The organism is Prevotella sp. E13-27 (genome assembly GCF_023217965.1).
Taxonomy (GTDB): Bacteria; Bacteroidota; Bacteroidia; order Bacteroidales; family Bacteroidaceae; genus Prevotella.
In genome coordinates this window covers 253,060-278,184 of the sequence record NZ_JALPSC010000002.1, presented here as the reverse complement: position 1 = coordinate 278,184, position 25,125 = coordinate 253,060, and the positions used below count along the sequence as shown (strand labels likewise).

The 25,125-nt window shown below is 46.5% G+C and carries 21 protein-coding genes; 15 read left to right on the top strand and 6 right to left on the bottom strand.

What is annotated here, in order from left to right:
- The first annotated feature begins 130 nt into the window (after window positions 1–130).
- The 3 genes from M1L52_RS10100 to M1L52_RS10090 are packed head-to-tail and all read left to right on the top strand — an operon-like array spanning window position 131 to window position 7,629.
- Window positions 131–4,540: a translocation/assembly module TamB gene (locus tag M1L52_RS10100; protein WP_248614874.1), complete on the top strand. Its 4,410-nt coding sequence runs from the start codon at window positions 131–133 to the stop codon at window positions 4,538–4,540.
- Window positions 4,537–5,604, top strand: a complete 1,068-nt coding sequence (locus M1L52_RS10095) for a glycosyltransferase (RefSeq protein ID WP_248614873.1) — start codon at window positions 4,537–4,539, stop codon at window positions 5,602–5,604. Before M1L52_RS10100 ends, M1L52_RS10095 begins: the two co-directional genes overlap by 4 nt.
- A 60-nt stretch (window positions 5,605–5,664) precedes the next feature.
- Window positions 5,665–7,629 carry a fructose-1,6-bisphosphatase gene (locus tag M1L52_RS10090; protein ID WP_248614872.1) on the top strand — a complete coding sequence of 655 codons (1,965 nt, stop codon included), beginning with the start codon at window positions 5,665–5,667 and terminating at the stop codon, window positions 7,627–7,629.
- Window positions 7,630–7,749: 120 nt separating this feature from the next.
- Here the strand turns inward: M1L52_RS10090 and ilvC are convergent, their stop codons facing one another.
- Window positions 7,750–8,799, bottom strand: coding sequence for a ketol-acid reductoisomerase (gene ilvC / locus M1L52_RS10085; protein ID WP_248614871.1), 1,050 nt, complete (start codon window positions 8,797–8,799; stop codon window positions 7,750–7,752).
- 438 nt (window positions 8,800–9,237) lie between these two features.
- Here ilvC and M1L52_RS10080 point away from each other — a divergent pair, with 438 nt between their 5' ends.
- Window positions 9,238–10,701, top strand: a complete 1,464-nt coding sequence (locus M1L52_RS10080) for a DUF1846 domain-containing protein (protein ID WP_248614870.1) — start codon at window positions 9,238–9,240, stop codon at window positions 10,699–10,701.
- A 15-nt stretch (window positions 10,702–10,716) separates the two neighbouring features.
- Window positions 10,717–12,927: a prolyl oligopeptidase family serine peptidase gene (locus M1L52_RS10075; RefSeq protein ID WP_248614869.1), complete on the top strand. Its 2,211-nt coding sequence runs from the start codon at window positions 10,717–10,719 to the stop codon at window positions 12,925–12,927.
- Here M1L52_RS10075 and M1L52_RS10070 read toward each other — a convergent pair whose 3' ends face one another.
- Window positions 12,928–13,533, bottom strand: a complete 606-nt coding sequence (locus M1L52_RS10070; RefSeq protein WP_248614868.1) for a fumarylacetoacetate hydrolase family protein — start codon at window positions 13,531–13,533, stop codon at window positions 12,928–12,930.
- A 133-nt stretch (window positions 13,534–13,666) separates the two neighbouring features.
- Here M1L52_RS10070 and M1L52_RS10065 point away from each other — a divergent pair, with 133 nt between their 5' ends.
- Genes M1L52_RS10065 through M1L52_RS10040 form a run of 6 tightly spaced genes read left to right on the top strand, consistent with a single transcriptional unit; the run spans window position 13,667 to window position 19,646 of the window.
- The gene (locus tag M1L52_RS10065; RefSeq protein ID WP_248614867.1) at window positions 13,667–13,990 is read left to right on the top strand and encodes an STAS domain-containing protein; all 324 of its coding nucleotides are present in this window, start codon (window positions 13,667–13,669) and stop codon (window positions 13,988–13,990) included.
- A gap of 5 nt (window positions 13,991–13,995) precedes the next feature.
- Entirely contained in the window at window positions 13,996–15,084 is a 1,089-nt protein-coding gene (locus M1L52_RS10060; RefSeq protein WP_248614866.1) for a GTP pyrophosphokinase family protein, read from the top strand.
- Window positions 15,085–15,120: 36 nt separating this feature from the next.
- Window positions 15,121–16,659, top strand: a complete 1,539-nt coding sequence (locus M1L52_RS10055) for an oligosaccharide flippase family protein (RefSeq protein WP_248614865.1) — start codon at window positions 15,121–15,123, stop codon at window positions 16,657–16,659.
- Complete coding sequence (locus M1L52_RS10050) at window positions 16,656–17,579, top strand: glycosyltransferase family 2 protein (RefSeq protein WP_248614864.1); 924 nt, start codon at window positions 16,656–16,658, stop codon at window positions 17,577–17,579. The genes M1L52_RS10055 and M1L52_RS10050 overlap by 4 nt, the downstream gene beginning before the upstream one ends.
- Window positions 17,531–18,520, top strand: a complete 990-nt coding sequence (locus M1L52_RS10045) for a glycosyltransferase family 2 protein (protein WP_248614863.1) — start codon at window positions 17,531–17,533, stop codon at window positions 18,518–18,520. Before M1L52_RS10050 ends, M1L52_RS10045 begins: the two co-directional genes overlap by 49 nt.
- Before the next feature lie 22 nt (window positions 18,521–18,542).
- A complete protein-coding gene (locus M1L52_RS10040) occupies window positions 18,543–19,646 on the top strand; it encodes a glycosyltransferase family 1 protein (RefSeq protein WP_248614862.1) in 1,104 nt (367 codons plus the stop codon).
- Window positions 19,647–19,773: 127 nt separating this feature from the next.
- Here the strand turns inward: M1L52_RS10040 and M1L52_RS10035 are convergent, their stop codons facing one another.
- On the bottom strand, window positions 19,774–20,316 hold the full coding sequence (locus tag M1L52_RS10035; RefSeq protein WP_248614861.1) for a 30S ribosomal protein S16: 543 nt from the start codon (window positions 20,314–20,316) through the stop codon (window positions 19,774–19,776).
- Between the two features lie 162 nt (window positions 20,317–20,478).
- Here M1L52_RS10035 and M1L52_RS10030 point away from each other — a divergent pair, with 162 nt between their 5' ends.
- Entirely contained in the window at window positions 20,479–21,363 is an 885-nt protein-coding gene (locus M1L52_RS10030) for a glycosyltransferase family 2 protein (protein ID WP_248614860.1), read from the top strand.
- A 34-nt stretch (window positions 21,364–21,397) separates the two neighbouring features.
- Entirely contained in the window at window positions 21,398–21,718 is a 321-nt protein-coding gene (gene rhaM, locus M1L52_RS10025; RefSeq protein ID WP_248614859.1) for an L-rhamnose mutarotase, read from the top strand.
- Here the strand turns inward: rhaM and M1L52_RS10020 are convergent.
- Complete coding sequence (locus M1L52_RS10020) at window positions 21,715–22,353, bottom strand: HD domain-containing protein (RefSeq protein WP_248614858.1); 639 nt, start codon at window positions 22,351–22,353, stop codon at window positions 21,715–21,717. The genes rhaM and M1L52_RS10020 overlap by 4 nt on opposite strands.
- Before the next feature lie 134 nt (window positions 22,354–22,487).
- On the opposite strand from M1L52_RS10020, the gene M1L52_RS10015 reads away from it, so the two are divergent.
- Complete coding sequence (locus M1L52_RS10015) at window positions 22,488–23,216, top strand: peptidylprolyl isomerase (protein WP_248614857.1); 729 nt, start codon at window positions 22,488–22,490, stop codon at window positions 23,214–23,216.
- A gap of 24 nt (window positions 23,217–23,240) precedes the next feature.
- Window positions 23,241–24,176, top strand: a complete 936-nt coding sequence (gene menA, locus M1L52_RS10010; protein ID WP_248614856.1) for a 1,4-dihydroxy-2-naphthoate octaprenyltransferase — start codon at window positions 23,241–23,243, stop codon at window positions 24,174–24,176.
- Window positions 24,177–24,355: 179 nt separating this feature from the next.
- Here menA and rpmA read toward each other — a convergent pair whose 3' ends face one another.
- The gene (gene rpmA / locus M1L52_RS10005) at window positions 24,356–24,619 is read right to left on the bottom strand and encodes a 50S ribosomal protein L27 (RefSeq protein ID WP_248614855.1); all 264 of its coding nucleotides are present in this window, start codon (window positions 24,617–24,619) and stop codon (window positions 24,356–24,358) included.
- Between the two features lie 19 nt (window positions 24,620–24,638).
- Window positions 24,639–24,956 (bottom strand): 50S ribosomal protein L21, encoded by a 318-nt coding sequence (gene rplU, locus M1L52_RS10000; protein WP_248614854.1) that lies wholly within the window; start codon window positions 24,954–24,956, stop codon window positions 24,639–24,641.
- Window positions 24,957–25,125: the final 169 nt, after the last annotated feature.

Below are 25,125 nucleotides of genomic sequence, written 5' to 3'. Positions count from 1 at the left end.
CAAAATTAGTAATTTTTGATAGAAACCTCACAAATTTTGATTGAAAAATAAGTCAGTCACGAGAATTTGTCGTACTTTTGCAAAACAAAAGAATCAAATGTAAAAACATTTGTAAAGTCTATCTGCCATATTGAAGACATTAAAGCATATCATAGGAACGGTCATATGGAGTCTTGTGACTTTATATGTCATTGTCATATGCCTTACGCACATACCTTTCATTCAGACAAAGATTGGCGATAGCGTTGCATCAGTCCTGGGCGAAAAGCTTGGTACCAAGGTCGAAGTGGGAAGCGTTAATCTTGGCTTTCTGAATAGGCTGATCATTGACGACGTTCTTATCTACGACCAGAAGTCAAAGGAACTTGCAAAGATTGGCAGACTGTCTGTAAAAATAGAGTGGTCAGCTCTTGTTCAAGGGCGCATCTCCATTGCCTCGGCACAGCTATTTGGTGCGCAAATGAGTCTTTATCGCGAGAATGCGGATTCCCCGCTCAACGCGCAGTTTGCCATAGACTCACTCGCGTCAAAAGACACAACAAACCAATCTCCTATAGACCTAAGGGTTAACTCACTCATCATTAGACATTCAAGCGTAACCTACAATCAGCTTGACGCACCAACAAGCAACAAGCTTGACACACGGCACATGAAATTCAGCAACATCAGTGCCCACGTGCGGCTTAAGCACTACAGCGAAGACTCTCTAAACCTCATAGTCAAACGAATAGCATTCATGGAGCAGAGTGGTCTGAATGTCAAACATCTATCTTTTCTTCTCAACTACGGTAACGAGGGGGCCAACCTTCATGATTTCAGTTTGCAACTGCCGAAAAGCGAGCTGAAGTTTGACAGCATTGTTGCAAGGCGTAGGGCAACTGAAGACATAGCATTCAAGACGACAGGCATTCAAGCCGACATCGCCCTTCAAGACATGAAGTTCCTACTTCCTGCACTTGCTAAATATGACGATAATCTAAAGATAGCGACAAAAGCACATGGTTCTCTCAACGACATAGAAGTTGAGACGTTTGACGTTGTATCGACTAATAAAGATGTAGTTATTCTAGGTAATGGACGGATTAGCGGATTAAAGCGTCAAAATCAGAATGAACCTGTCAGATGGAATGCAGAAGTGGAAAACCTCAATATCTCAGCAAGAGCGTTAACAGAAGCACAACGTGAGATAGGCGACATACCAGAATTCCTGAAAAACACCGATGGAATAAGAATAATGGGCACATTCGCTGGCGACGAGCAACTTGTCGTAAAGACGAACAGTCTCATAACAAGCGGTGTAGGCTCTCTGCATCTGAACTTTCAAATCTCAAAGAACGACATCTACGAGGGACATCTGAAGTCCAGCGGAATAGACCTTAAGAAACTATTTGACAATGAACAGCTTGGCATGATAGCAATGTCTGTTGATGTATCAGGAAGCCGACGCATGCTCAAGGCTCGTGGAATCATCGATCAATTCGACTATAACAGCTTCAGCTACAACAACATAGAGCTAAACGGTTCTTACACTGCCGAAGACATTCTGAGAGGCAACAATAGTAACTTCACAGCAATGGGCAAACTGAAAATTGACGATGAATTTATTAAGATAGATACTGATGGAGAATGGAAACAGAAGAACAAGCAGACCACCATGAAGCTCGTTTGCAACGTGGGAACCATATCTCCTGCAAAGCTGAATCTTTCAAATAAATGGGGCGATGCTGTTTTCAGTGGTCGCTTTGCCACCGATATATCTGCCAGTAACATTAACGATGCCCAGGGTAGCATAGACCTATACGACTTCGCAATGGCCGACTCTTCCGATGTCTATCGTATTGAAAGCGTAAAGCTGAAATCAGGCTTTGAAGATGGGAAGCATTTCCTCAACATCAATGGTGACATGGGCAGCATAGCCCTCACAGGTCAGTTTGACTGGGACACGCTGCCACAGAGCTTCATCAATGCCATTGGCGACAAGCTCCCTACCCTTCCAGGGCTGCCAAAATTGTCGCGAAATGTCACCAACGACTTCGACATTGCGCTCAACATTGTTGACAGTAAGTGGCTTCAGCGCCTTTTCAATATCCCAATTGAACTCGACAAGCCTCTCGTAGTAAAGGCGAGCATCAATGACATAAACCACGAAATGAAAGCCGAAGGAGGCGTCGCTGCCTTTGTGTATAACGGAAACAGCTACAGTGATGCTCTCATTAACTTGCAGTCGCCTCAAGATAGTGTGAAGTGCAATATCAGTGTAGTGAAGGCGATGGACGATGGCACCAACATGGACATAGCTGCAATGGTCAACGCCTACGACAATCAGCTACAGACATGCTTCACATGGGATAACCACGCTGACGAGACAGAAGCATTGAGAGGACGACTTAATGCTATAGCGCAACTCTACACCGACGACGAAGGAAAGGCTGAAGCACATGTTCATTTCGAGCCTTCACACACAACAATCGGTGGTGCCACATGGAATATTGTACCGTCGGACATTTTCTACAGTGATAAAAACATCGTAATTGAACATTTCTCCGTAGAACATGCCCTGCAACACCTCACCATCAATGGTACTGTCTCTAATTCTATTAACGATACGCTGACTGTTGACCTTATGGGAGTGGACGTAAGATACGTCCTTGACCTCGTAAACTTCCATCCTGTAGACTTCGACGGAAAGGCAACTGGCAAGGCTTATATCACGAGCGTGTTTGACACCCCTGTAGGATGGGCAGATATAACAGTTGAAGACTTTCTCTTTGAGAAGGGCCGCATGGGCACGCTGCATGCCAAAGCTTTATGGAACCAAATTGACGAGCAGATAGACATTGATGCCGTAGCAGAAGATGGTCCAGACGTAAAAACAATCATCAATGGCTACGTTTCACCTATCAGAGAAGACATTTCCCTGAACATCGAGGGACAGGGTACATATATTGATTTCCTGCAGAAATACACCAAGAGTTTCCTCAGCGGTGTCACAGGCCATGCCTACGGAAACGTGAGGCTTGTAGGTCCTCTCGGCGAGATGGATCTGCTGGGTACTCTTGCAGTAGATGCTCAGGCGAAAGTTATTCCATTAGGAACGACATACACACTGAATCACGACATAGTGAAACTCGTGCCCAACGACATTCTGATAGAGAATGCCACCTTCGCCGACTGCTACGGAAACAAGGGTACTGCCAGTGGAGGCATACATCACGACCACCTGTCGTCACTAACATTCGACATTGACTTTGCTACTGACAAGTTACTCGTCTATGACTTTAAGGACTATGGTGACGAGATATTCTGTGGTACTGTCTATGCCTCAGGTACAGCCGACATTCATGGTCGTCCGACCGAGATTGTCATTAATAGCAACGCTACCCCATTGCGTGGCACCACTTTCTACTACAATGCAGCCTCTACAGGCAATGTGAGCAAACAGGAATTCATCACATGGAAGGACAAAGAACAATCTGCGGATGGATCAACAAGCGGAAGTAACAAAGACAACAGTAATGAAGCGGGGAAAGACATTTCCACTAACATATTCATGAACTTCATCATCAATGTCACTCCTGAAGCCAGCATGCGCCTGTTGATGGACGAGAAGACCAACGATTATATAAACCTCTACGGCAATGGTTCGCTTCATGCCACTTATCACAACCACGGTGCTTTCCACCTCTTTGGCACATACACTGTTGACCACGGAACCTATGGAATTACCATTCAAAACATCATAAAAAAGAACTTTCTCTTCAACGAAGGAGGTACAATAATATTCGGTGGTAACCCAATGGATGCAAATCTACAGTTGCAAGCCACGTATACGGTCAATGGCGTATCGCTATCCGATCTAAACATAGGAAATTCATTCTCTAGCAACACCATCCGTGTGAACTGTCTTATGAACATCTATGGTCAGGCAGGTTCGCCACGAGTGGAATTCGATCTCGACATGCCTACCGTGAACAGCGAGGAGAAACAGATGATACGCTCTGTCATAACCAACGAGCAGGAAATGAACCAGCAGGTGCTATATCTTCTCGGCATAGGACGTTTCTACACTCAGGGGATAAACAACGCATCGGCTACCGAAGAATACGGTCAGACGGAGCTTGCCATGCAGTCGTTCCTCTCTGGAACTCTGTCAACACAGATAAATGAGGTCATATCACAGGTGATAAAAGATGACAACTGGAACTTTGGTGCAAACATCTCAACAGGAAACGAGGGTTGGCATAATGCAGAATACGAGGGAATTGTAAGCGGACGCATGCTCAACAACCGTCTGCTCATCAACGGACAGTTTGGCTACCGTGACAATGCCACACAAGCTACGCCATCGTTCATTGGAGACTTCGACCTGCGTTATCTGCTTCAACCAAATGGCAACCTTGCACTAAAAGTGTACAATCAGACCAACGACAGATACTTCACACGTTCAGCACTAAACACTCAGGGTATAGGCATCATCGTAAAAAGAGACTTCTATCATATCAAAGATCTTTTACTAAAGAAGAAGAAACAACAGCAATGAACATCATACACCTTTGTCCTTCTACAGACTTTGAGCTCATGCAGTATGTAAGCATGATGTTTGCCAGCTATGAAGAGCCATTCATCACTAATAATGTCGATGTGTTCATAAGCCGGTGCAAAAAAAGCCGTCCAGACATTGTCCATCTGCACGGATGCGACAGCGCTGAGCTTGTTAAACTTACGTCAAAGTCTCAGCGACAAGGCATACGCACTATCATAACAACTCACGGACGCCTTGATGCTACATCGTCAGTTGCTCATACCCACATGGCCAAAGAAGTTCTTGCCCATGCCTATGCGCTCGTGGCACGCAGCACTATGGAAGCCGACGAGCTGAAGGCTATGGGAGTAAACAAGCGTATTGAGATTGTGAGCAACCCTCTCGTCACCCGCACTACTTCCGAGGAGAATCTTCGCGCAAGCTATAAGCGAATATATCAGTGCGTGATGGAGTCAAACCCTCTTGAGCTCATGAACGATGCGACAAAAGAGGCGCTTCACAAACTTTTGAAGGTGGGTATAACAGAAGACGAGCGCTGGGCAACACCTATCAGCAACGCAGATAACGTTGACTGGCATCTGCTGAAGATTTATTCCATTTACGAGGGTGTATTCCACTATGTTGAGAAGGGCATACACTCCATGAGATTCTCGTTGAAGGATGCTGCTGAAAAAGCCCTTAACGAGATTGCTGACGTCACAAACGCATTATCTCTCAACACCCCGAGAGGCTATCTACCCGATGACTACGAAAAGCCATTATCTCTGTCAGGACAGTCTGTCATTGACATCGTGGCAAGCATCAGAGAACTATCTGAAGAACAGCATCTCTCGCTGTTGCCATTAGTTGAACTTGACATAGCTCTGCGCAGAAACGACGTTGACGACGAGTATCTTATGCAGCAGTTAGCAGCAGCTAAACTTAATGATTTCTTTGCATCGCTACTGACAATACTCACCGAACAAACTGCTTTTGACGAGGGATTCATGCCCTGTGAGCCTTCAGAAGATGCAACCACACGCCGCCTGCGCTCTCAGATAGAAGAACATCTGAAAATTTAACAGCAAACATCAATTGAAAGTATAACAACACTAATAATTACCTTTATTTCATTGAAAGAAATGAACACAATAGACGAACGCTACCTAAATCTGCTTTCAAACACCTTTCCGACCATTGCCGATGCAGCAGGAGAGATAATAAACTTGGAAGCCATTCTGAACCTTCCGAAAGGAACTGAGCATTTTCTTGCCGACATACACGGTGAGCACGAGGCATTCATCCATATACTGAAAAACGCTTCAGGCAACATCAAGCGCAAAGTGTCTGAGATCTTCGGCAATAGCATACGCGAGTCGGAGAAGAAAGAGCTATGCACACTAATATACTACCCTGAACAGAAACTGGAGCTGATTAAAGCTGTAGAACGAGACATCGACGACTGGTACCACATCACCATACACCAGCTTGTAAAGGTGTGCCGTGAAGTATCATCGAAATACACCCGTTCGAAGGTGCGCAAATCGCTGCCGGAAGAATTCAGCTACATCATCGAGGAGCTACTGCACGAACGTACAGATGATCAGGACAAGGCTGCTTATGTGGCTGTGATTGTTGACACCATTATCAGCACAGGACGTGCCGATGATTTCATTATTGCTATCTGTAATGTCATCCACCGTCTCGCCATAGACCAACTTCACATCCTTGGCGATATCTATGACCGTGGCCCAGGTGCACATATCATCATGGACACGCTACGCCAATATCACTCATGGGATATACAATGGGGAAATCACGACATGCTATGGATGGGCGCCGCTGCCGGCAACGACGCATGCATAGCCAACGTGTTGCGCCTATCACTTCGCTATGCCAACCTTGCAACACTGGAAGAGGGCTACGGCATTAACCTCGTGCCATTGGCTACATTCGCCCTCGACACCTATGGCGATGATCCCTGCACAGAGTTCATGCCTAAGCTACTTAAAGGCGCCACTATGGACGAGAAGACACAGATGCTTACGGGTAAGATGCACAAAGCCATCTCTGTCATACAATTCAAGCTCGAGGCTGAAATCTTCCACCGCCATCCAGAATGGCAAATGGAAGACCGTTGTCTGCTGGAGAACATAGACTTTGACGCGAAGACGTGCACCATCGAAGGTGTTGCCTACCCCATGCTATCATGCTCATTCCCCACGATAGATCCGAACCATCCTTCGCAGCTCACCAAAGAGGAACGTATACTTGTAGAACGTCTGCACCACTCGTTCCGCATCAGTGAGAAGCTGCGTAAACACATACGAACCATCCTAAGCCACGGATGTATGTACAACATCTGTAATAAGAACCTTCTCTTCCATGCTTCCATTCCTCTCAATGCCGACGGAACATTGAAGGAGGTAGAGATATTAGGTGAGAAGCGTTCAGGCAAGAACCTCATGGAATATATTGGTCAACTAGTACGTGCAGCATTTCAGAACGACACGCCTGCCGACTTAAAGCAGTATGCCAAGGACTACTTCCTCTATCTGTGGTGTGGCAAAGACTCGCCTCTCTTCGACAAGTCAAAGATGGCAACGTTTGAGCGTTATTTCTTAAAGGACAAAACAATCTTCAAAGAGGAGAAAGGATATTATTTCCAGCTTCGTAACTCTGAGGAAGTGTGCGACCGAATACTCGATGCCTTCGGCATTGAAGGTGCTAATCGCCATATCATTAATGGCCACGTGCCCGTCCATGTCCTAAAGGGCGAGAACCCCATCAAGGCAGGCGGACGCCTAATGGTCATCGACGGAGGATTCTCTGAAGCCTATCACTCAGAGACAGGTATCGCCGGCTATACACTCGTATATCACAGCCGCGGTTTCCAACTCGTTCAGCACGAGCCGTTTACATGTACTGAGGATGCTATAAGCCGAGGCACCGACATTAAATCTACCACACAGATTGTGGAAATGTCAGCTCACCGAATGCTCGTGGCAGACACAGACAAGGGTGCCGAACTACGCAGTCAGATAAACGACTTGAAACAGCTACTCTACGCCTACCGCCACGGAATAATAAAAGAAAAGAGGGGATAAAAAAATTGTCTAAGTTGTTTGTCGTGTCCTTTAATCAAGCATGATTATATGTTATTAAGACAACGCAGACAACTTAGACAACCTATGATATATAAACGTCTATAATCTTCTTATGAGCTTTTACAGCTCGTTGTTCTCAGGACGCAACTTGCGAACGACAGCACCTGCCTGCCACATCTCCTGATTACGCATAGCCTCGAGTTCCTTCTCAAGACCAGCACGGTAGTCAGGCTTAGAGTTTGCATCAATAGAAATCTGAGCCTCATTACCTGTCAGCACAGAATAGTAGAGCCATTCCATAACAGGCTTGATGGCATCGTGGAAACGTGGAGCCCAATCAAGAGCACCGCGCTGGGCTGTAGTAGAGCAGTTTGCATACATCCAGTCCATACCCTTCGCACCAAAGAGCGGACCTAGGCTCTGAGTCAGTTCCTCTACAGTCTCGTTGAAAGCCTCCGAAGGAGAGTGTCCGTGCTCACGAAGTACCTCATACTGAGCCAGCAACAAGCCCTGAATAGCACCCATCAGCGAACCACGCTCACCTGTAAGGTCAGAAGTTGCCTCGCGCTCAAATGTTGTCTTGAAAAGATATCCTGCACCAATACCAATGCCGAAGGCGATGGTCTTCTCCTCTGCCTTACCAGAAGCATCCTGATAAACAGCATAAGAACAGTTCAATCCGCGTCCCTCACAGAACATTGTGCGAAGAGATGTGCCTGAACCCTTAGGAGCCACAAGAATTACGTCAACATCCTTTGGAGGAACTACACCAGTACGGTCGCTCCAGTTGATTGCAAAACCATGAGAATAGTATAAAGTCTTGCCAGGAGTGAGATGTTTCTTAATTGTTGGCCATACCTGAATCTGACCAGCATCTGACAGCAGCATGCAGAGGATGGTACCTTTCTGTGCAGCCTCCTCAATAGAGAAGAGAGTCTTGCCTGGCACCCAGCCATCAGCCACAGCCTTGTCGTAGGTCTTTCCTTCACGCTGGCCTACTATCACGTTGAAGCCATTGTCACGCAGGTTACAAGCCTGTCCAGGTCCCTGAATACCATAACCGATGACTGCGATAGTCTCGTTCTTCAATACTTCACGTGCCTTCTCAAGTGAAAATTCCTTACTCGTTACGACGGTTTCCATAACACCGCCAAAATTCATTTCTGCCATAAAGCGATTGTTTAAAAAGGGTTTAACATTTCTCTTCGACACCCTGCCAGCCCTACACGAGAGCCGTCGTCTTGTGAGTCCGAACATGCCTTGCACGAAAGCACGTCAAGAGAGCTAATTAATAGTTTTCAGACTGCAAAGGTATCCATTTGTTACGAAACAGCCAAATTTTCTAACAAATTTCAACTTCAAGAATCAAAAAATGCACCTTTTCTTTAGATTACAAATGTTGCTAGTCTAAAAAAATATGAAAACATCCTACTATCAGTATAAAAAAAACACAACCATTTTGAAACTTAATGCTATTCATGGCGACAAAGATATACATTATTATTTATACATCTTATACATCCAAATTTTGACTGTTTTTCCTTTGTAGTTTCGTCATTTCTTCGTAATTTTGCGCTCTGATTGGTAAAAAGAGAAAAAGTTTTAAAGATGAAAATTGGTTTTGATAACGAGAAGTATTTGAAGATTCAGTCAGAGCACATTAAGGAGCGTATTGCTAAGTTCAACGGAAAATTGTATCTTGAACTTGGCGGAAAGCTTTTCGATGACCACCATGCATCAAGAGTATTGCCAGGCTTCAAGCCTGATTCAAAGCTACGTATGTTTGCACAGTTACGCGAACAGATGGAGATTGTCATCGTTGTTAGTGCGGAGGATATCGAGAAGAACAAAGTTCGTGCCGACCTTGGCATCACATATGACGAAGATGTTCTTCGTCTGCGCGATGAGTTCATGAGCCGTGAATTCATGGTCGGTTCAGTAGTGATAACCCACTACAATGGCCAGAAGGCTGCCGACCAATTCCGCCATCGACTGGAACGAATGGGAATCAAATCATATGTACATTATTTAATTGACGGTTACCCACACAACGTGGAGTTGATCGCTTCAGACGAAGGCTTTGGCAAGAACGACTATGTTGAGACTTCACGTGAGTTGGTAATTGTCACAGCTCCTGGTCCAGGAAGTGGCAAGATGGCAGTATGTCTCTCTCAGCTCTACAACGAGAACAAGCGTGGTGTTAGAGCCGGATATGCAAAGTTTGAGACATTCCCTGTATGGAACCTGCCTCTGAAACATCCTGTGAACATCGCTTATGAGGCTGCTACTGCCGATCTTAACGATGTGAACATGATTGACCCATTCCATCTGGAAGCATATGATAAGATTGCAGTAAACTACAACCGCGACATCGAGATATTCCCTGTGCTCAACGCTCTCTTCGAGGGCATATATGGTGAGAATCCATATAAGAGTCCCACTGACATGGGCGTCAACATGGTAGGCTTCTGCATCAGCGACGACGAGGTATGCTGTCAGGCAAGCCGCGACGAGATAATCCGTCGCTACTATTCAGCAACGAACAAGATGGCGGAAGGCGTAGACAACGAGCGCGAGGTAAACAAGATTCTCATGCTGTTTAACCAGGCCAAGATCTCCACGGCCTATCGCCGCGTCACCGTTGCAGCTCAAGCCAAACAGGAACTCACCGAGCAAACCTCGGCCGCAATGGAAATGGAAGATGGCACCATCATCACTGCCAAGTCGTCACCTTTATTGGGATGCTCGGCAGCTCTGTTGCTTAACGCTACTAAGCATCTGGCAGGCATAGGCCATCAGACCAAACTGATTCCGCAGAGCCTCATAGAGCCTGTACAAAAGACCAAAATTGAGTACTTGGGCGGCAAGAACCCCCGACTACATACCGATGAGGTGCTGGTGGCTCTCAGCGTGCTGTCAAAAGATGACGAACTCTGTCGACGTGCGCTGGAGCAGTTGCCGAAACTCAAGGGTTGTCAGGTGCACTCTACCGTTATGCTGTCTGAAGTAGACCGCAAGATATTCAATAAATTGGGATGCGGACTGACCTGTGATCCCGTAAAGAAGAAATAAACAAGCCTATTAGACATGAACAAAGCAATGACAATAGCCGCAGCAGCATTAATGATGACAGCCTGCAGCACACAGAAAGATACTGATCAAGTGATAATTGAAAAGCAGACCGTTCAGTTGGAATCAGACCAAATGACACCCGAAGCTCTTTGGGCTATGGCTCGCATTGGCGGTCATAGCGTTTCTCCTGACGGGAAACACATCGTCTATCAGGTGGGCTATTACAGCGTAAAAGAGAACAAGAGTCACCAAGTTCTCAGATCAATGAATTCTGATGGTTCAGAAATAAAGGAGCTTACAACAGAAGCTAGCAACGAGACCGATGCGCAATGGCTTGACGACAATACGATTGCATTTGTCAAAGGGGGCGAGATATGGAAGATGAACCTCGATGGTAGTAGTCGCAAGCAGCTTTCAAATACAGAAGGCAAAGTGGAAGGCTTCATGTTCTCGCCAGACCACAAGAAAGTCATCATACTTCAGAGCATTGACTTCAACGAAATCATACTGAAGAATCCCGATGATCTTCCTAAGGCAACCGGACGATTAGTAACAGACCTCATGTATCGCCATTGGGATCACTACGTGGAGAGCATACAGCATCCCTTCGTTTTCTCTGTGGACGATGATTTCGTCATCGCCCCCGAAGGCAAGGACATCCTTGAGGGAGAGCCATACGAATGTCCAATGGAACCTTTTGGCGGCATGGAGCAGCTGGCTTGGAGCCCAGATTCAAAGAGCATTGCCTTCACCTGCCGCTGCAAGACAGGATTGTCCTACAGCATCTCGACCGACTCAGACATCTTCCTCTATGACGTTGAGAGTGGTGACATGAATAAGACCAAGAACCTCTGCAAAGGCTGCGAGTGGGGCGTGGTGTCGGATGGAACCGTTCCCTACGAGTGCGACAACATGATGGATCCCACAAAATCACTCAAGAACCAATTTGTCAACGTGAACCTCAAGGAGTACTTTGTGGGCTACGACCTTAACCCGAAGTTCTCTCCCGATGGTCGCTACGTTGCTTGGCTCTCCATGAAACGCGATGGCTATGAGGCAGATCGTCAGCGTCTGTGCTGCTACGACTTGCAGACAGGCGAGAAATCATTCCTAACTGAGTCATTCGATTCAAATGTCGATGATTTCTGTTGGACACCTGATTCGAGATCAATATATTTTATCGGTGTTTGGCATGCCACAGAGAATCTTTATCGTACAAATCTGACAGGTGAAGTGGTACAGCTGACTAACGACTGGGCAGACTTCGGCGCACTACAGATGTTGGATGACAATAAGATTCTTGCAGAGCGTCACAGCTATCTGGCACCAGCCGACCTGTACGTCGTCACACCTGGCGACAGCATCGCAAACACCAAAGTTGAGCAGATTACCAATGAGAACAAGGACATTCTCGACCAATTGGCAAAACCATCTGTTGAACAGCGCTGGGTCAAGACAACCGACGGTAAAGAAATGCTCACATGGATAATCCTGCCACCAAACTTCGACAAGACAAAGAAGTACCCCACCCTGCTCTTCTGCGAAGGCGGTCCACAAAGCCCAGTCTCTCAGTTCTGGAGCTATCGTTGGAACTTCTTCATCATGGCATCTCAGGGGTACGTTATCGTAGCACCTAACCGTCGTGGTCTGCCTGGTTTCGGTCAGGAATGGCTTGAAGAGATTAGCGGCGACTGGACGGGACAGTGCATGAAGGACTATCTGTCAGCTATTGACGATGCTGCAACGAACTTGCCATATGTTGACAAAGAACACATGGGAGCCGTTGGCGCATCATTTGGAGGCTTCTCAGTATATTATCTTGCAGGCCATCACGACAAGCGTTTCAAATGCTTCATTGCACACGATGGTGCCTTTAACCTAGAGGCGATGTACACTGAGACAGAAGAGAACTGGTTCTCAAACTGGGAATATGACGATGCATATTGGAACAAAGACCAAACGGAGCGTGCGAAGAAGACATACGCAAACTCACCACACCGCTTTGTTGACAAATGGGACACGCCTATACTCTGTATACACGGCGAGAAGGACTATCGCATAAATGCAACTCAAGGCATGTCGGCCTTCAATGCTGCACGTATGAGAGGCATTGAGGCACAGTTACTTATTTTCCCTGACGAGAACCACTGGGTACTTAAGCCACAGAACGGAATACTTTGGCAGCGAACATACTTCAATTGGCTTGACCGCTGGCTAAAAAAGTAGTTACTTACAACGGCATTCCAAGACTTTCACACCATTAATGTATCCTTCCAAAAAGTCATTAACGTGAGGTTCCTCCTCTTTACTGACAGCACCAGTAAAGAGGAGGTCTCCTGTTTTAAGAGTAAAATAGTGGGAGATATAGCTTATTAGGCGGTCAATACCTATAATCATATTGGAAGCATTTGCTGTATATAGAGTAGAGCCATTGCTATCAAGACCAAACTCCACGTTACCGTAAAGATTTTCTACAGGCATCCAATCACCTATTATTGCACTACCATCAAAGCCTGTTGCTACAGTCCAGGGCATGCCATTAGCAGAACAATCACGCAACATGTCAGATGCCTTGAAGTTAAGCCCAACAGTAAACGCGTCATAATAGCGATGAGCAAAACGTTCAGGAACCTCCTTGCCGAGCCGGCAAATACGAACAACAAGTTCACCTGTATAGCCAATACGTCCCATATCGTCGGGAATGAAAAACGGTTTGCGGTCTTTCAACAATGCCGAATCAGCCTTAGTATAGATTATCGGAGTCACTTGCCCCGCTTTCTCAGAACCCACTGAACTATTATAATTTTCAGTACCTACAACAAATATCTTCATCGTTTTGTTATTATTTGACTGCAAAATTACGCTTTTTTCTTCATAATACGATTTCTTTTTCAACCATTTTTCTTCGTTTAAGAAAAACTTATTATCTTTGCAGTTGATAAAAAACAACCTAAATAAGCATCATATGGAAAAGAACTCTATGAAAATAACCATTACTGAGCAAAACGACGGAATGGTTGCTACAATCGAAGGACGCCTTGACACCCCTGCAGCAATAAAAGCTCAGCAAGAGATTATCCCTCTTTTGGAGAATGCCGACAAAACCATTACCCTGAACTGCAAGAATCTTGATTATATCAGTTCAAGCGGTCTGCGTCTGTTCCTCACTCTCAGAAAAGAGGCTGCATCGAAAGGCGGAAAGGTCATTATTTCAAACATCAACGACGAGATAAAGAAGGTCTTCATGATGACAGGCTTCTTTAATCTTTTTGAAATAACAAACTCATAAACGCCATGAATTCATTGCTCCTTGACGAATACCATAAGCTGATGCCGGCCTATGAAAGGCTAGAATATGCCGTAAACGACATGCTGAGGGAGCACATCAAATCAAGTTCTATTGAGGTTAATGCCATAGAATCACGTATCAAAAAAGAACAGTCGTTAATAGGTAAATTAGAGAGGAAAGGTGACAAATACCATTCTATTTACGACATTACCGACATTTTAGGGGTACGTGTAATAGCTTTCTACAATGAAGATGTTGACCGCATAGCATCCATTGCAGAAAAGATTTTTGATATCGACTGGGCAAACTCTGTTGACAAACGCAAGAGCCACGAAGTGAATAGTTTCGGATACAATTCGCTTCATTACGTTTGCAAGATTCCACATACCAGTTTCTACAATCAGAAATTCCCAGAGATTAACAACATCTACTTTGAGCTGCAGATACGTACTGCCCTTCAGCATGTATGGTCTGCCATTCAGCATGACATCGGCTACAAGACGGACATTGAGATACCCGACGAGTACCACCGCAACCTCAGCCGTTTGGCAGGAGTGCTTGAGTTGGCTGACAATGAGTTCAGCCGCATCAGAACTGCTATAGCCGACTATCGCCGTCACGCCACTAAGCTTGTCAAAAGTGGAAAACTTGAAGATGTGCTTCTTGACGGTGAGACATTCAAGACCTACTTAGAACTGGCCCCATTTGACAAGCTAAACAAGAAGATTGCCGCCATTACAGCTGCCGAGATTCATGCCACAAGCCTCATTCATTATCTCCCAGTACTTAAGTCACTTGGAATGAAAACGCTCAGGGATGTAGAGAACATGATTAACGATAACGAGAACGACGCATACCAGCTGGCACTCTATCAGTTAGGCTCTACAGACATAGACATTCTTTCAAGCAGTATAGCGCTTCAGAATCTCTGTATCGTACATATTCTGAAAAACGGAGGCGGGAAGTTAGGACTTTGCCGACTGTTTGAGCAAATAAACGGCACATCACAAAGCAACGAAATCATGGCAGACTTCATATTTGAACAAGCGTCGAAACTGTCGTTCATGAACATCGGCAAGTCAGACAAATCCTAAGGATGTCCTAACAATCTTTCATCCGTAACAGCATTCATGAAGAACATTGAGCCATCAACAAATAGCTACCGCAAAATAGTATCAAGCACAGCCGTCCTTGGAAGTGCTCAATTTGTCAATGTGCTCATGAACATTTTACGAGGCAAGCTAGTGGCAGTCATTCTTCACTCTGCTGGTATGGGTATCATGTCGCTGCTTCAGAATGCCGCCAACACCATTCAGCAGTTCGCACTTCTCGGAATAAACGTGTCGGCAGTTCGCTTCATATCAAAAGCCGATAGTGAACAAGAAGAGGCATCTGCTGAAGAAAAAGCTGTTAAGGCACAGGCTCTTTCTACTACCATACGCATCGTACGCGCTTTGGTGCTCATGGCTTCATGTGCAGCACTATTGTTCACGCTCGCCATATCTCCGCTGATGTCTCAGTTCTCATTTGGTTCCTACGAGTATGTAGCATTCTTCCTGCTGCTTAGCATTTATATTTTCTTCAACATCATGGGAGCAGGCGAGATGGCTGTCATGCAAGGACTGCGGCGCTACAGAAAGTTAGCCCTATGCTCCATAGTGCCACCTCTTTGCGGACTTCTCATCAGTGTTCCAATATATTATTTTTGGGGTAATGACGGCATAGTGCCTGCAATGATTGTTTCTGGCATCATTTATTGGATAGTCATACGCAAATATTCTTTCCACGAACATAATGGAAGTGCAGAAAGAAGGAGCCTCCCACTCCGCACTATCTGGCATGAAGGTCAGGGCATACTGCGACTTGGCGTTGTCATGACCATCAGCACAATAGTAGGTGCCATAACAACCTATGCGCTGATGGCATTCATAAGCAACACGGGCTCCGTGTCAGACGTAGGCTTGTATCAGGCAGCTAATTTCGTTGCCATGCAATACATAAACATGATATTCACGGCAATGGCAACCGATTATTACCCACGCCTGGCAGCCCTCATACAATCGAAAGAAGAAGAAGCTCATCAGCTCGTCAACCAACAGATAGAGATTGTCTTGCTCATAACGGCTCCCCTCGTCATCTTGACCATACTAACGGCCCCGTTACTGATAACCATCCTCCTGACTGAAGAGTTCCAACCCATAAGAAGCATCATCTATTTCATGGGACTTTCAGGGCTTCTCAAAGCCCTATGCTTCCCCATGGACTATATTGCCTATGCCAAGGGAGACAAGCAATTCATTTTCTGGGTTGAAACCGTTTGGAGCAACATAAAGACATTCAGTGTTATAGCAGCATTCTATTACGTCTATGGTCTCAAAGGACTGGGCTATGGTGTATTGACATCATCGATAATTGACGTAGTGGTGAGCCTCAGTCTTGTAAGGCTACGCTATAACTTTACCCTGTCTTCATTATCCTTACGCATACTTATCATCATGCTGTCGCTGACATGTATCTGCTTTATTGCAACATTCATAGAGTCTTCATACATGCGATACTCAATAATGGCACTTTCAAGCATAACATGCTTCACGCTCTGCTTTATTGAACTTAATAAACGAATAGACTTCCACTCATTAGTAAGCCGTTTCACAAACAGAAAGTCATGATATTAAGCGTCGTCATACCAGTATATAAGGTTGAGCAAACGCTCGACAAATGTCTAAAAAGCATAGTCAGTCAGACCTATGCCGACTTGGACATCATTCTTGTTGACGACGGCTCACCCGACAAGTGTCCGCAGATGTGTGACGATTGGGCAAAACGCGATAGCCGCATAAAAGTGATACACAAGCCAAACGGAGGGCTGAGCGATGCAAGAAATGCTGGAATAGATGTCGCTAAAGGCGAATACATAACTTTTGTCGATTCCGACGACTTCGTTGGCTTCGAAACATACAAACAACTGATGCACAAACTCTCAGTACGTCCCGACATCGACATACTTGAATATCCAGTATATTGGCACTATGGAAGTAAGAAACAGCGAGTAATGAGTTTCGGAAGCCGACTGTTCAGCAACACTAACGACTACTGGCTATCGTGTAAGGCCTATGAGCACACCTACGCATGGAACAAGATTTATCGCCGTGAGCTCTTCAAAGACATTAGATTTCCTGAGGGCCGGGTGTTTGAAGATGCTGCCACCTACCCTCTTTTATTGCGTAAGACAAAACTCATTGCCACGACTACGGAAGGAATATACCACTATAGTTCAAACCCGAAGGGCATAACGGCGATGGCAACGGGCAAGGAGCTGAAGATGCTGCTTGACAGTCATCTGTCAATAATGAAAGATTCCACTCTACTCAACGACACCCGTTACTACCTCCACGTGTTGAATATCCAGATAGACGTATGCAAGCAAACAGGAGAAATGCCCACATTACCTTATGTAAAGGCAAACCCTCTTGCTCCCAACCTAACCATCAACCAGCGTCTTAAAGCAATAGCACTCCGCATATTAGGAATAAACAGATTATGCAAAATAGTTTCAAGTCATCAAAAAACGATAAACAGCCAATCGTAAGCTTCATAATAACCTACTACGATTTGCCTGTGGATCTTCTGTGCAGATGCATAGAAAGCATTCTTTCGCTCTCGCTAAGAGCCGACGAGCGTGAAATAATACTTGTTGACGACGGTTCTCAGAAATCGCCCTTAGCAGGACTTGAACAGTATATAGACGACATTATATATATACGTCAGGCCAACGGTGGTCTGAGCAAGGCGCGCAACACTGGCATACAGATAAGCACAGGCACTTACCTTCAGTTTATCGATGCCGATGACAGCCTCATACGCAAGGGCTATGAGCATTGCCTTGACCTTGTACGCTATAAACAACCGGATATCGTCTTCTTCCAACTCTCAGACAAAGTAGAAGAACAGTCATCGGTTTTTGAGGATAGTGACCAGATGAGCGGCCCCACATTCATGAGAACAAACAATCTACGAGGTTCAGCATGTGGATACCTGTTCAGAAGGAAGACGCTCAGCGAGCTTCGATTCACTCCAGGCATCTACCATGAAGACGAGGAGTTCACCCCACTGCTGTTCCTGCGGGCAGATGTCATTATCAGCACCAACGCTACAGCCTACTACTACAGGACTCGTGAGAACTCTATCATGACATCTAAAAATGTGCGTCACATTATAAAGCGCCTGAATGATGCGAAAGAGATAATCCTACGGCTAAACGTTATGGCAGACTCGATGCCTACTGAGTCAAGCAAGGCACTCATACGCAGAGTCCATCAGCTCACCATGGATTATATCTATAACGTCATACACCTTACTCACAGCCGCCACTACCTGGACCGTCAACTGGCTGTACTCAGCAAGGCGGGACTCTATCCCCTGCCCAAGCGCGACTACACAAAGAAGTATATATGGCTTCGCCGCTTGATGAACAGCGACATGGGACTATCAATGCTTATGCGAGCCATACCTCTAATGAAAAAGAAGTGACAACAAAAACACGTAAGCTACAATGAAGATACTACTCCTTGGAGAATACAGCAATGTTCACAACACTCTTGCCAATGGTCTGAGACGCTTCGGACAAAAGGTAACCGTAGCTTCCAACGGTGACTTCTGGAAGGACTATCCACGCGACATAGACCTCTCACGAACTCCTGGACCGCTAGGTGGTGCTTCGCTGCTGTCAAGAGTTTACTGTCAGTTGCCATTCTGGCGTGGCTTCGACATCGTTCAGATTATCAACCCTCTTTTCCTTGAACTTCGCGCCAAACGCCTGTTCCCCATCTACAGATATCTGCGCCGTCACAACAAGCATGTTGTGCTATGCGCCATGGGCATGGACTACTACTGGGTCAACGAATGTGTCACAAACAAGCCCCTGCGCTACAGCGATTTCAATATTGGCGATGAACTTCGTGAAGACGAGTGCGCACTAAAAGAACGCGAAGACTGGATTGGAACTGACAAGCAGCATCTAAACCAGTATATTGCCAACGACTGCGACGGCATTGTTGCCGGACTCTACGAATACTATGTGTGCTATCACAACAACTTCGCTGAAAAGACGTCATACATTCCCCTGCCTATTGACAGTCTGCCAGCAGGCGACATGACCACCATCACCCCCCATCGCACTCCACTGAAGGTCTTCATCGGCATAAGCAAGGGACGCAGCCAGTATAAAGGTACCGACATCATGCTTCGTGCAGCAGAGGCGCTACAGGAGAAATATCCCGACAAGATAGAACTGATGAAGGCTGAAGGAGTACCGTTCTCAGAATACGAGCAGATGATCAACGATGCTGACATCCTTCTTGACCAGCTATACAGCTATACACCTTCCATGAACACACTTCTGGCCATGTCGAAAGGCATAGTCTGCGTGGGTGGTGGCGAACCAGAGAACTACGAAATAATAGGAGAAAAGACGCTACACCCTATCATCAATGTTCAGCCCACCTACGAAAGTGTTTATGAGGAACTTGAAAAACTTATACTCCACCCAGAGATTATCGACGACCTGAAACATCAGAGCATTTCCTATGTAAGCCGTCATCACGACTACCAGAACGTCGCTATGCAATACATGAAGTTCTATTCTCGTCTGAAATAGGAAGCATTTTTATCTATCCGATAATAAGCAGACAAAAATAAATTTGAGGTTTGAAACCACAGGCTCTAAAGAACCTAACGTTTCAAACCTCAAACAAAATAGTTTACTTGTAAGTCGAAAGCCAAGCTTATGCTTCAGCTGGTGCCTCAGCAGCTGTCTCCTCTGCGGGAGCCTCCTCAGCGGCAGCAGCTTCTGCAGCCTCGGCAGCGGCAGCAGCCTTTTTGTCAGCTACCTTCTTAGCAATAGCCTCATTTACCTTCTTCTCCTCATCGAGAGCCTTAGCAGCAGCGTCCTTCTTTGCCTTTGCCTCTTCAGCAGCAATCTTCTCAAGACCCTTCTGCTTGTCAGCCTTCCATGCATCGAACTTCTTCTGAGCAGTAGCCTCGTCGAATGCGCCCTTCTTAACGCCACCACGGAGGTGCTTCATCAGCATAACGCCCTCGCGGCTAAGAATGTTACGCACTGTGTCTGTGGGCTGAGCACCTGTCTCAATCCAGTACAATGCACGGTCGAAATTCAAGTCTACCGTGGCGGGATTGGTGTTAGGGTTGTAAGTACCAATCTTCTCAGTGAAACGACCATCACGTGGTGCACGAGCGTCAGCGATTACGATGCTATAGAAAGCATAGCCCTTACGACCACCGCGCTGCAATCTGATTTTTGTTGCCATGTTTAAATTTTGATTTTTATTATTAAAACTTTAATTTCATGCTCTCATCTCGTGAAAGCGGGTGCAAAATTACGAAAAAAAGTGAAAAGTGAAAAGTGAAAAATGAAAAAATTGCATCCGCACCCGCGTTTTTAGTTTTTTTTGTGTAATTTTGGACTCGAAATGAAACATGAACTGTCGATATTGATCCCCATCTACAATGATGACTGTCGCGAAATGGTAAAAGCATTGTCGTGTCAGGCTGAGGCTATTGACGGACTCAAATATGAGATTATCGTGGCCGACGATGGGTCTGACGAATCATACATTATCACCAATTCACAGATATCCACTCTCCCCAATGTGCGGTTCATCCGTCGAGAACAGAACGTAGGACGTGCCGCCATAAGAAATTTCCTCTGTCGCGAATCGAAATATGAATGGGCATTGTTTCTTGATGGAGACATGACGATAGTAAGCAATTGTTTCATCAAGAGTTATCTGGATGCAGACATAAAAGAAGTGGCCTATGGTGGTTACTGTGTCGGACCTGGCGAGGCATCTTGCCTGCGTTTCATCTACGAGAAGACCTGCGAGCCCATGCATCGGGCAGAGGAGCGCAGAAAACGGCCATTCCAGAATTTCCACACCAGCAACTTCATGATTCGCCGCGACATCATGTTGTCTCACCCATTAGACGAGCGTTTCCGCCATTATGGCTACGAGGATGTTCTTTGGGGCAAGCAACTGCACAAGGCGGGTATAACTATCATCCATTTGGATAACCCCACAGGCTTTTATGACTTTGAGGACAACGCCCACTTCGTAAGCAAGACCGAGGAAGGGCTGCGCACGTTATACACCTTCCGTAAGGAGCTACGTGGCTACTCGCGATTGCTGACCTTCATCGAAGGTCTTCACAGCGGAGCAACATGTTGGGCCATTAAGCTATGGCACTGGGCGTTCGGCTCTCTTGAGCGACGCAACCTGTGCGGAAAGCACCCTAACCTCAGCATCTTCAAACTCTACAAGCTGGGCTACTATCTAACTTACTATAAAAACCATTAACAAACAACAACAAAAACCTAAGTATTAAGACATTATGACACGTAGATTCGCATTTAAAATGTTCCTGAAGCCAGGCTTTGAGGAAGAGTACGAGAAACGCCACGCCGCCATCTGGCCAGAGTTGAAACAGATGATCAAGGAGCAGGGAGTACAGAACTACAGCATCTATTGGGACCGTGACACCAACATCCTTTTTGCCTATCAGGAATGCACCAAGGAGGGCAACTCACAGGACACAGAGAATGTTGACCCAATAACTCAACGCTGGTGGGACATGATGGCCGACATCATGGAGGTCAATCCTGACAACTCGCCGGTAACCATTCCCCTACCAGAGCTTTTCCATTTAGACTAACCTCTCACCTCTTCAGCATAGAACTTATTGAAGTGCTGACGTAGAAGAGTGTCGTTGGCGATGATGGTGCGCAGCTCACGCAGACGCTGTTCGTTGGGTGAGTTCTGTATCCACAGTTTGATATAACCGCGTTCAGAGTATTTGCTCTCCATGTGTTCGCGGAAGCGCTTCCATTGTCCCTCCTCGTCAAGCTCCGGATACTTGTCGAGCCCATACTGCACGGCGCGACGGAACACCACTTCCGACGACAGGTCTCTGTCGGCTTCGGCTATCACCTTGCCATAAATGGTTCTTGGAGCATGCGATGCCGATGCGCGATGGTCCTCTATAGCCTCCTTCATAACCTTTATCTGCTCTGCCGAGAACCAGCGCTTCAAACGTGCATCAGAAGCAAGTATCTTACCTCCCGTGATGTGATGAACAGCCCTTGGACCCGACATTCCCACGTCGTGATAAGCAGCAATGGTATATGCCATGTTGACATCCACGCCCGTTGAGCGCACCAGCTCAAGCGAGCGTCTTATCACACGAGTGACGTGTTCCAGCGAGTGCGCCTTATCAAAGTTTGCATACTGTGGCAATATCTGGGTCTCTATGAACTCCACTAAATCAAGGCTTGGGGTATTCTGTAGCATGGCAATGGCTATTATTTATGAGGTTATGCCTGCAAAATTAACTAATTATTTTCAATTCCACACATAATCCTACACGAATTTGCCCGATAATTAGTACTTTTGCACCAAACATTTACACATTAATATAATAAGACATGAGAGTAAAGATACAAACCATGCTTGGCGACATCGTTGTGCGCCTCTACGATGAGACACCCATCCATCGCGATAATTTCCTCAAACTTGCAAAAGAAGGCTATTACGACGGCACGCTCTTCCACCGTGTTATAAAAGACTTCATGATTCAGGGCGGCGACCCCGACTCAAAAGAAGCACCAGCAGGCAAGATGCTTGGCGTAGGCGGCCCAGACTATACCCTTGAGGCCGAGATTAAGGACGGCCTTTACCACAAGCGTGGCGCCTTGGCAGCAGCACGCCAGGGCGACGAGGTGAACCCTGAGCGCAGAAGCAGCGGCTCACAGTTCTACATCGTCTGGGGACAGGTCTATAACGAAGGTCAGCTGCGCCAGTTCTCTAAGCAACTTAGGATGCAGCGTGTCCAGGGCATATTCAATCAGCTGGCCGCCCAACATCGTGACGAGATCATGCAGATGCGCCGCGACCGCAACCGTGCCGGTCTGCAGGAGCTTCAGGACAAGCTTGTAGCCGAGGCAGAGAAGCAGGCTGGCAACGACGGCATGAGCGAGGCTCAACTAAAGCTCTACTCCACCGTTGGCGGCACTCCACATCTCGACGGCCAATATACCGTTTTTGGCGAAGTGGAAGAAGGTCTCGATGTTGTCGAGATGATTCAGGGCACAGCCACAGGACGCGCCGACCGTCCCCTTGACGATATCGAGATGCGCATGACCGTCATTGAGTAACAGCAAAAGATCAGCTTTTCTTCTATGAACGACAGCAACAACAGCTCCACGTCCACCAGCGATGTGAAGCTCAACTCCCTAAAGGCATGGATACTGGCAGCACGCCCTAAGACACTCACGGGCGCAGCCGTTCCCGTGATGATTGGTCTGGCCCTTGCCTATCGCGATGCACAGCACTATTTCGGAGCTCCGTTCGACTGGACAGCCGCCTGTCTGTGTCTTCTTTTCGCCATGGCCATGCAGATTGATGCCAACTTCATCAACGATTTCTTCGACTACGTAAAAGGTACCGACGACAGAGAGACGCGCTTAGGTCCTGAGCGAGCCTGCACCCAGGGATGGGTAACGCCCAACGCCATGAAGCATGCAATTGCCATCACCACCTGCGCGTCGTGTTTCATCGGCCTGCCGCTCATCGTCTATGGCGGACTGGAGATGATACTCATCGGCATTCTCTGTGTGCTGTTCTGCTTTCTCTACACCACCCATCTGTCCTATATCGGCATGGGCGATGTCCTCGTGTTAGTATTCTTCGGCATAGTGCCAGTGAGCATCACCTACTACGTACAGCTTCACACATTCACGCCAGAGGTGCTCATCGCGTCAGTAGCCTGTGGCATTGTCATCGATGCGCTGCTGCTGGTCAACAACTTCCGCGACCGCGACACAGACCGTGTGGCAGGCAAGCAGACACTCGTCCTTAAGATTGGCGAGAAGGCCACCATCCGCCTCTATCTCGCCGTGGGCATAGTGCCCTGTTTCATGGGCACCATCTTTATCGCCTATGGTCACTGGCTGGCATCGGTACTTCCCCTACTCTACCTCGTACTTCATGTCTTCACCTGGCGTAAGATGAAGCGCATCTGGAAGGGTCGTCAGCTCAACGAGTGCCTTGGTGCCACAGCCCGCAACATCTTCATCTACGGCCTCACCGTCACCCTCGGAATACTGCTTAGTTAGAGGTGAGAGGTGAGAGGTAAGAGGTAAGAGGTGAGAGAAAAGCATAAAGTCTAAAGTCTATAGTCAAAACCTCTATAGTCAAAACCTCTATAGTCAAAAAAAGCAGAAGCCCTGACTCCTCATTGAGAAGTCAGGGTTATTTCTGTTGTTTGTTTGGAATAAGTTGTTTGTTTGTAAGTTTAAGCTTCGGCTTCAGGAATTACTGAAACAACGCTCTTATTGAACTTTCCCTTATGGAAGTTCACTGTGCCGTCAATGAGGGCAAACAGAGTGTCGTCCTTACCTATACCTACGCCGTTGCCTGGATTGTGATGTGTACCGCGCTGACGAACGATAATGTTACCAGCCTGTACCTTCTGTCCACCCCAGATCTTCACGCCGAGTCGCTGAGCTGCACTCTCGCGGCCGTTCTTAGAACTACCTACACCTTTTTTATGTGCCATTTCTTGTTCCTCCTACGTTTTAAGCGATTACCTGTTTAACTTCTACCTGAGTGAACTGCTCACGGTGACCATTGCGCTTGCGTGAGTCCTTACGACGCTTCATCTTGAAGACGATGACCTTGTCGCCCTTAACCATTGGGTTCACTACTTCTACTACTACTTTTGCACCAGCTACGGTGGGTGCGCCAACCTTGACAGCGCCGTCGGCATCTACGAGCAGCACCTTGTCAAACTCAACAGTCTTGCCTGCCTCCACGTCTTTCATGTGGTGCACGAAGAGCTTCTTGCCCTCTTCAGCCTTGAACTGCTGACCCTGAATTTCTACAATTGCGTACATTGTTTGTTTTGTTTGTAAATAGGGTTTTTTCCGTAAGGCGGCGTACGTCCGTACACACTTCACCCAGCCTCCACGGACTCATTTCGGGCTGCAAAGGTACTAAAAAGAAGTGAGTTTGCACCTGCAAGCCAGTAGTTTTCTCCCACTATTAACTTTTTTTATGCTTTTT

What these genes read in the sequence shown, in the direction of transcription:
- M1L52_RS10095 (WP_248614873.1), top strand. Translation starts at nt 4,537, where the DNA reads ATGAACATCATACACCTTTGTCCTTCTACAGACTTTGAGCTCATGCAG.
- M1L52_RS10075 (WP_248614869.1), top strand. Translation starts at nt 10,717, where the DNA reads ATGAACAAAGCAATGACAATAGCCGCAGCAGCATTAATGATGACAGCC.
- M1L52_RS10090 (WP_248614872.1), top strand. Translation starts at nt 5,665, where the DNA reads ATGAACACAATAGACGAACGCTACCTAAATCTGCTTTCAAACACCTTT.
- M1L52_RS10050 (WP_248614864.1), top strand. Translation starts at nt 16,656, where the DNA reads ATGATATTAAGCGTCGTCATACCAGTATATAAGGTTGAGCAAACGCTC.
- rpmA (WP_248614855.1), bottom strand. Translation starts at nt 24,619, where the DNA reads ATGGCACATAAAAAAGGTGTAGGTAGTTCTAAGAACGGCCGCGAGAGT.
- M1L52_RS10080 (WP_248614870.1), top strand. Translation starts at nt 9,238, where the DNA reads ATGAAAATTGGTTTTGATAACGAGAAGTATTTGAAGATTCAGTCAGAG.
- M1L52_RS10055 (WP_248614865.1), top strand. Translation starts at nt 15,121, where the DNA reads ATGAAGAACATTGAGCCATCAACAAATAGCTACCGCAAAATAGTATCA.
- M1L52_RS10015 (WP_248614857.1), top strand. Translation starts at nt 22,488, where the DNA reads ATGAGAGTAAAGATACAAACCATGCTTGGCGACATCGTTGTGCGCCTC.
- ilvC (WP_248614871.1), bottom strand. Translation starts at nt 8,799, where the DNA reads ATGGCAGAAATGAATTTTGGCGGTGTTATGGAAACCGTCGTAACGAGT.
- M1L52_RS10030 (WP_248614860.1), top strand. Translation starts at nt 20,479, where the DNA reads ATGAAACATGAACTGTCGATATTGATCCCCATCTACAATGATGACTGT.
- M1L52_RS10040 (WP_248614862.1), top strand. Translation starts at nt 18,543, where the DNA reads ATGAAGATACTACTCCTTGGAGAATACAGCAATGTTCACAACACTCTT.
- M1L52_RS10045 (WP_248614863.1), top strand. Translation starts at nt 17,531, where the DNA reads ATGCAAAATAGTTTCAAGTCATCAAAAAACGATAAACAGCCAATCGTA.
- M1L52_RS10065 (WP_248614867.1), top strand. Translation starts at nt 13,667, where the DNA reads ATGGAAAAGAACTCTATGAAAATAACCATTACTGAGCAAAACGACGGA.
- M1L52_RS10060 (WP_248614866.1), top strand. Translation starts at nt 13,996, where the DNA reads ATGAATTCATTGCTCCTTGACGAATACCATAAGCTGATGCCGGCCTAT.
- M1L52_RS10035 (WP_248614861.1), bottom strand. Translation starts at nt 20,316, where the DNA reads ATGGCAACAAAAATCAGATTGCAGCGCGGTGGTCGTAAGGGCTATGCT.
- menA (WP_248614856.1), top strand. Translation starts at nt 23,241, where the DNA reads ATGAACGACAGCAACAACAGCTCCACGTCCACCAGCGATGTGAAGCTC.
- rplU (WP_248614854.1), bottom strand. Translation starts at nt 24,956, where the DNA reads ATGTACGCAATTGTAGAAATTCAGGGTCAGCAGTTCAAGGCTGAAGAG.
- rhaM (WP_248614859.1), top strand. Translation starts at nt 21,398, where the DNA reads ATGACACGTAGATTCGCATTTAAAATGTTCCTGAAGCCAGGCTTTGAG.
- M1L52_RS10070 (WP_248614868.1), bottom strand. Translation starts at nt 13,533, where the DNA reads ATGAAGATATTTGTTGTAGGTACTGAAAATTATAATAGTTCAGTGGGT.
- M1L52_RS10020 (WP_248614858.1), bottom strand. Translation starts at nt 22,353, where the DNA reads ATGCTACAGAATACCCCAAGCCTTGATTTAGTGGAGTTCATAGAGACC.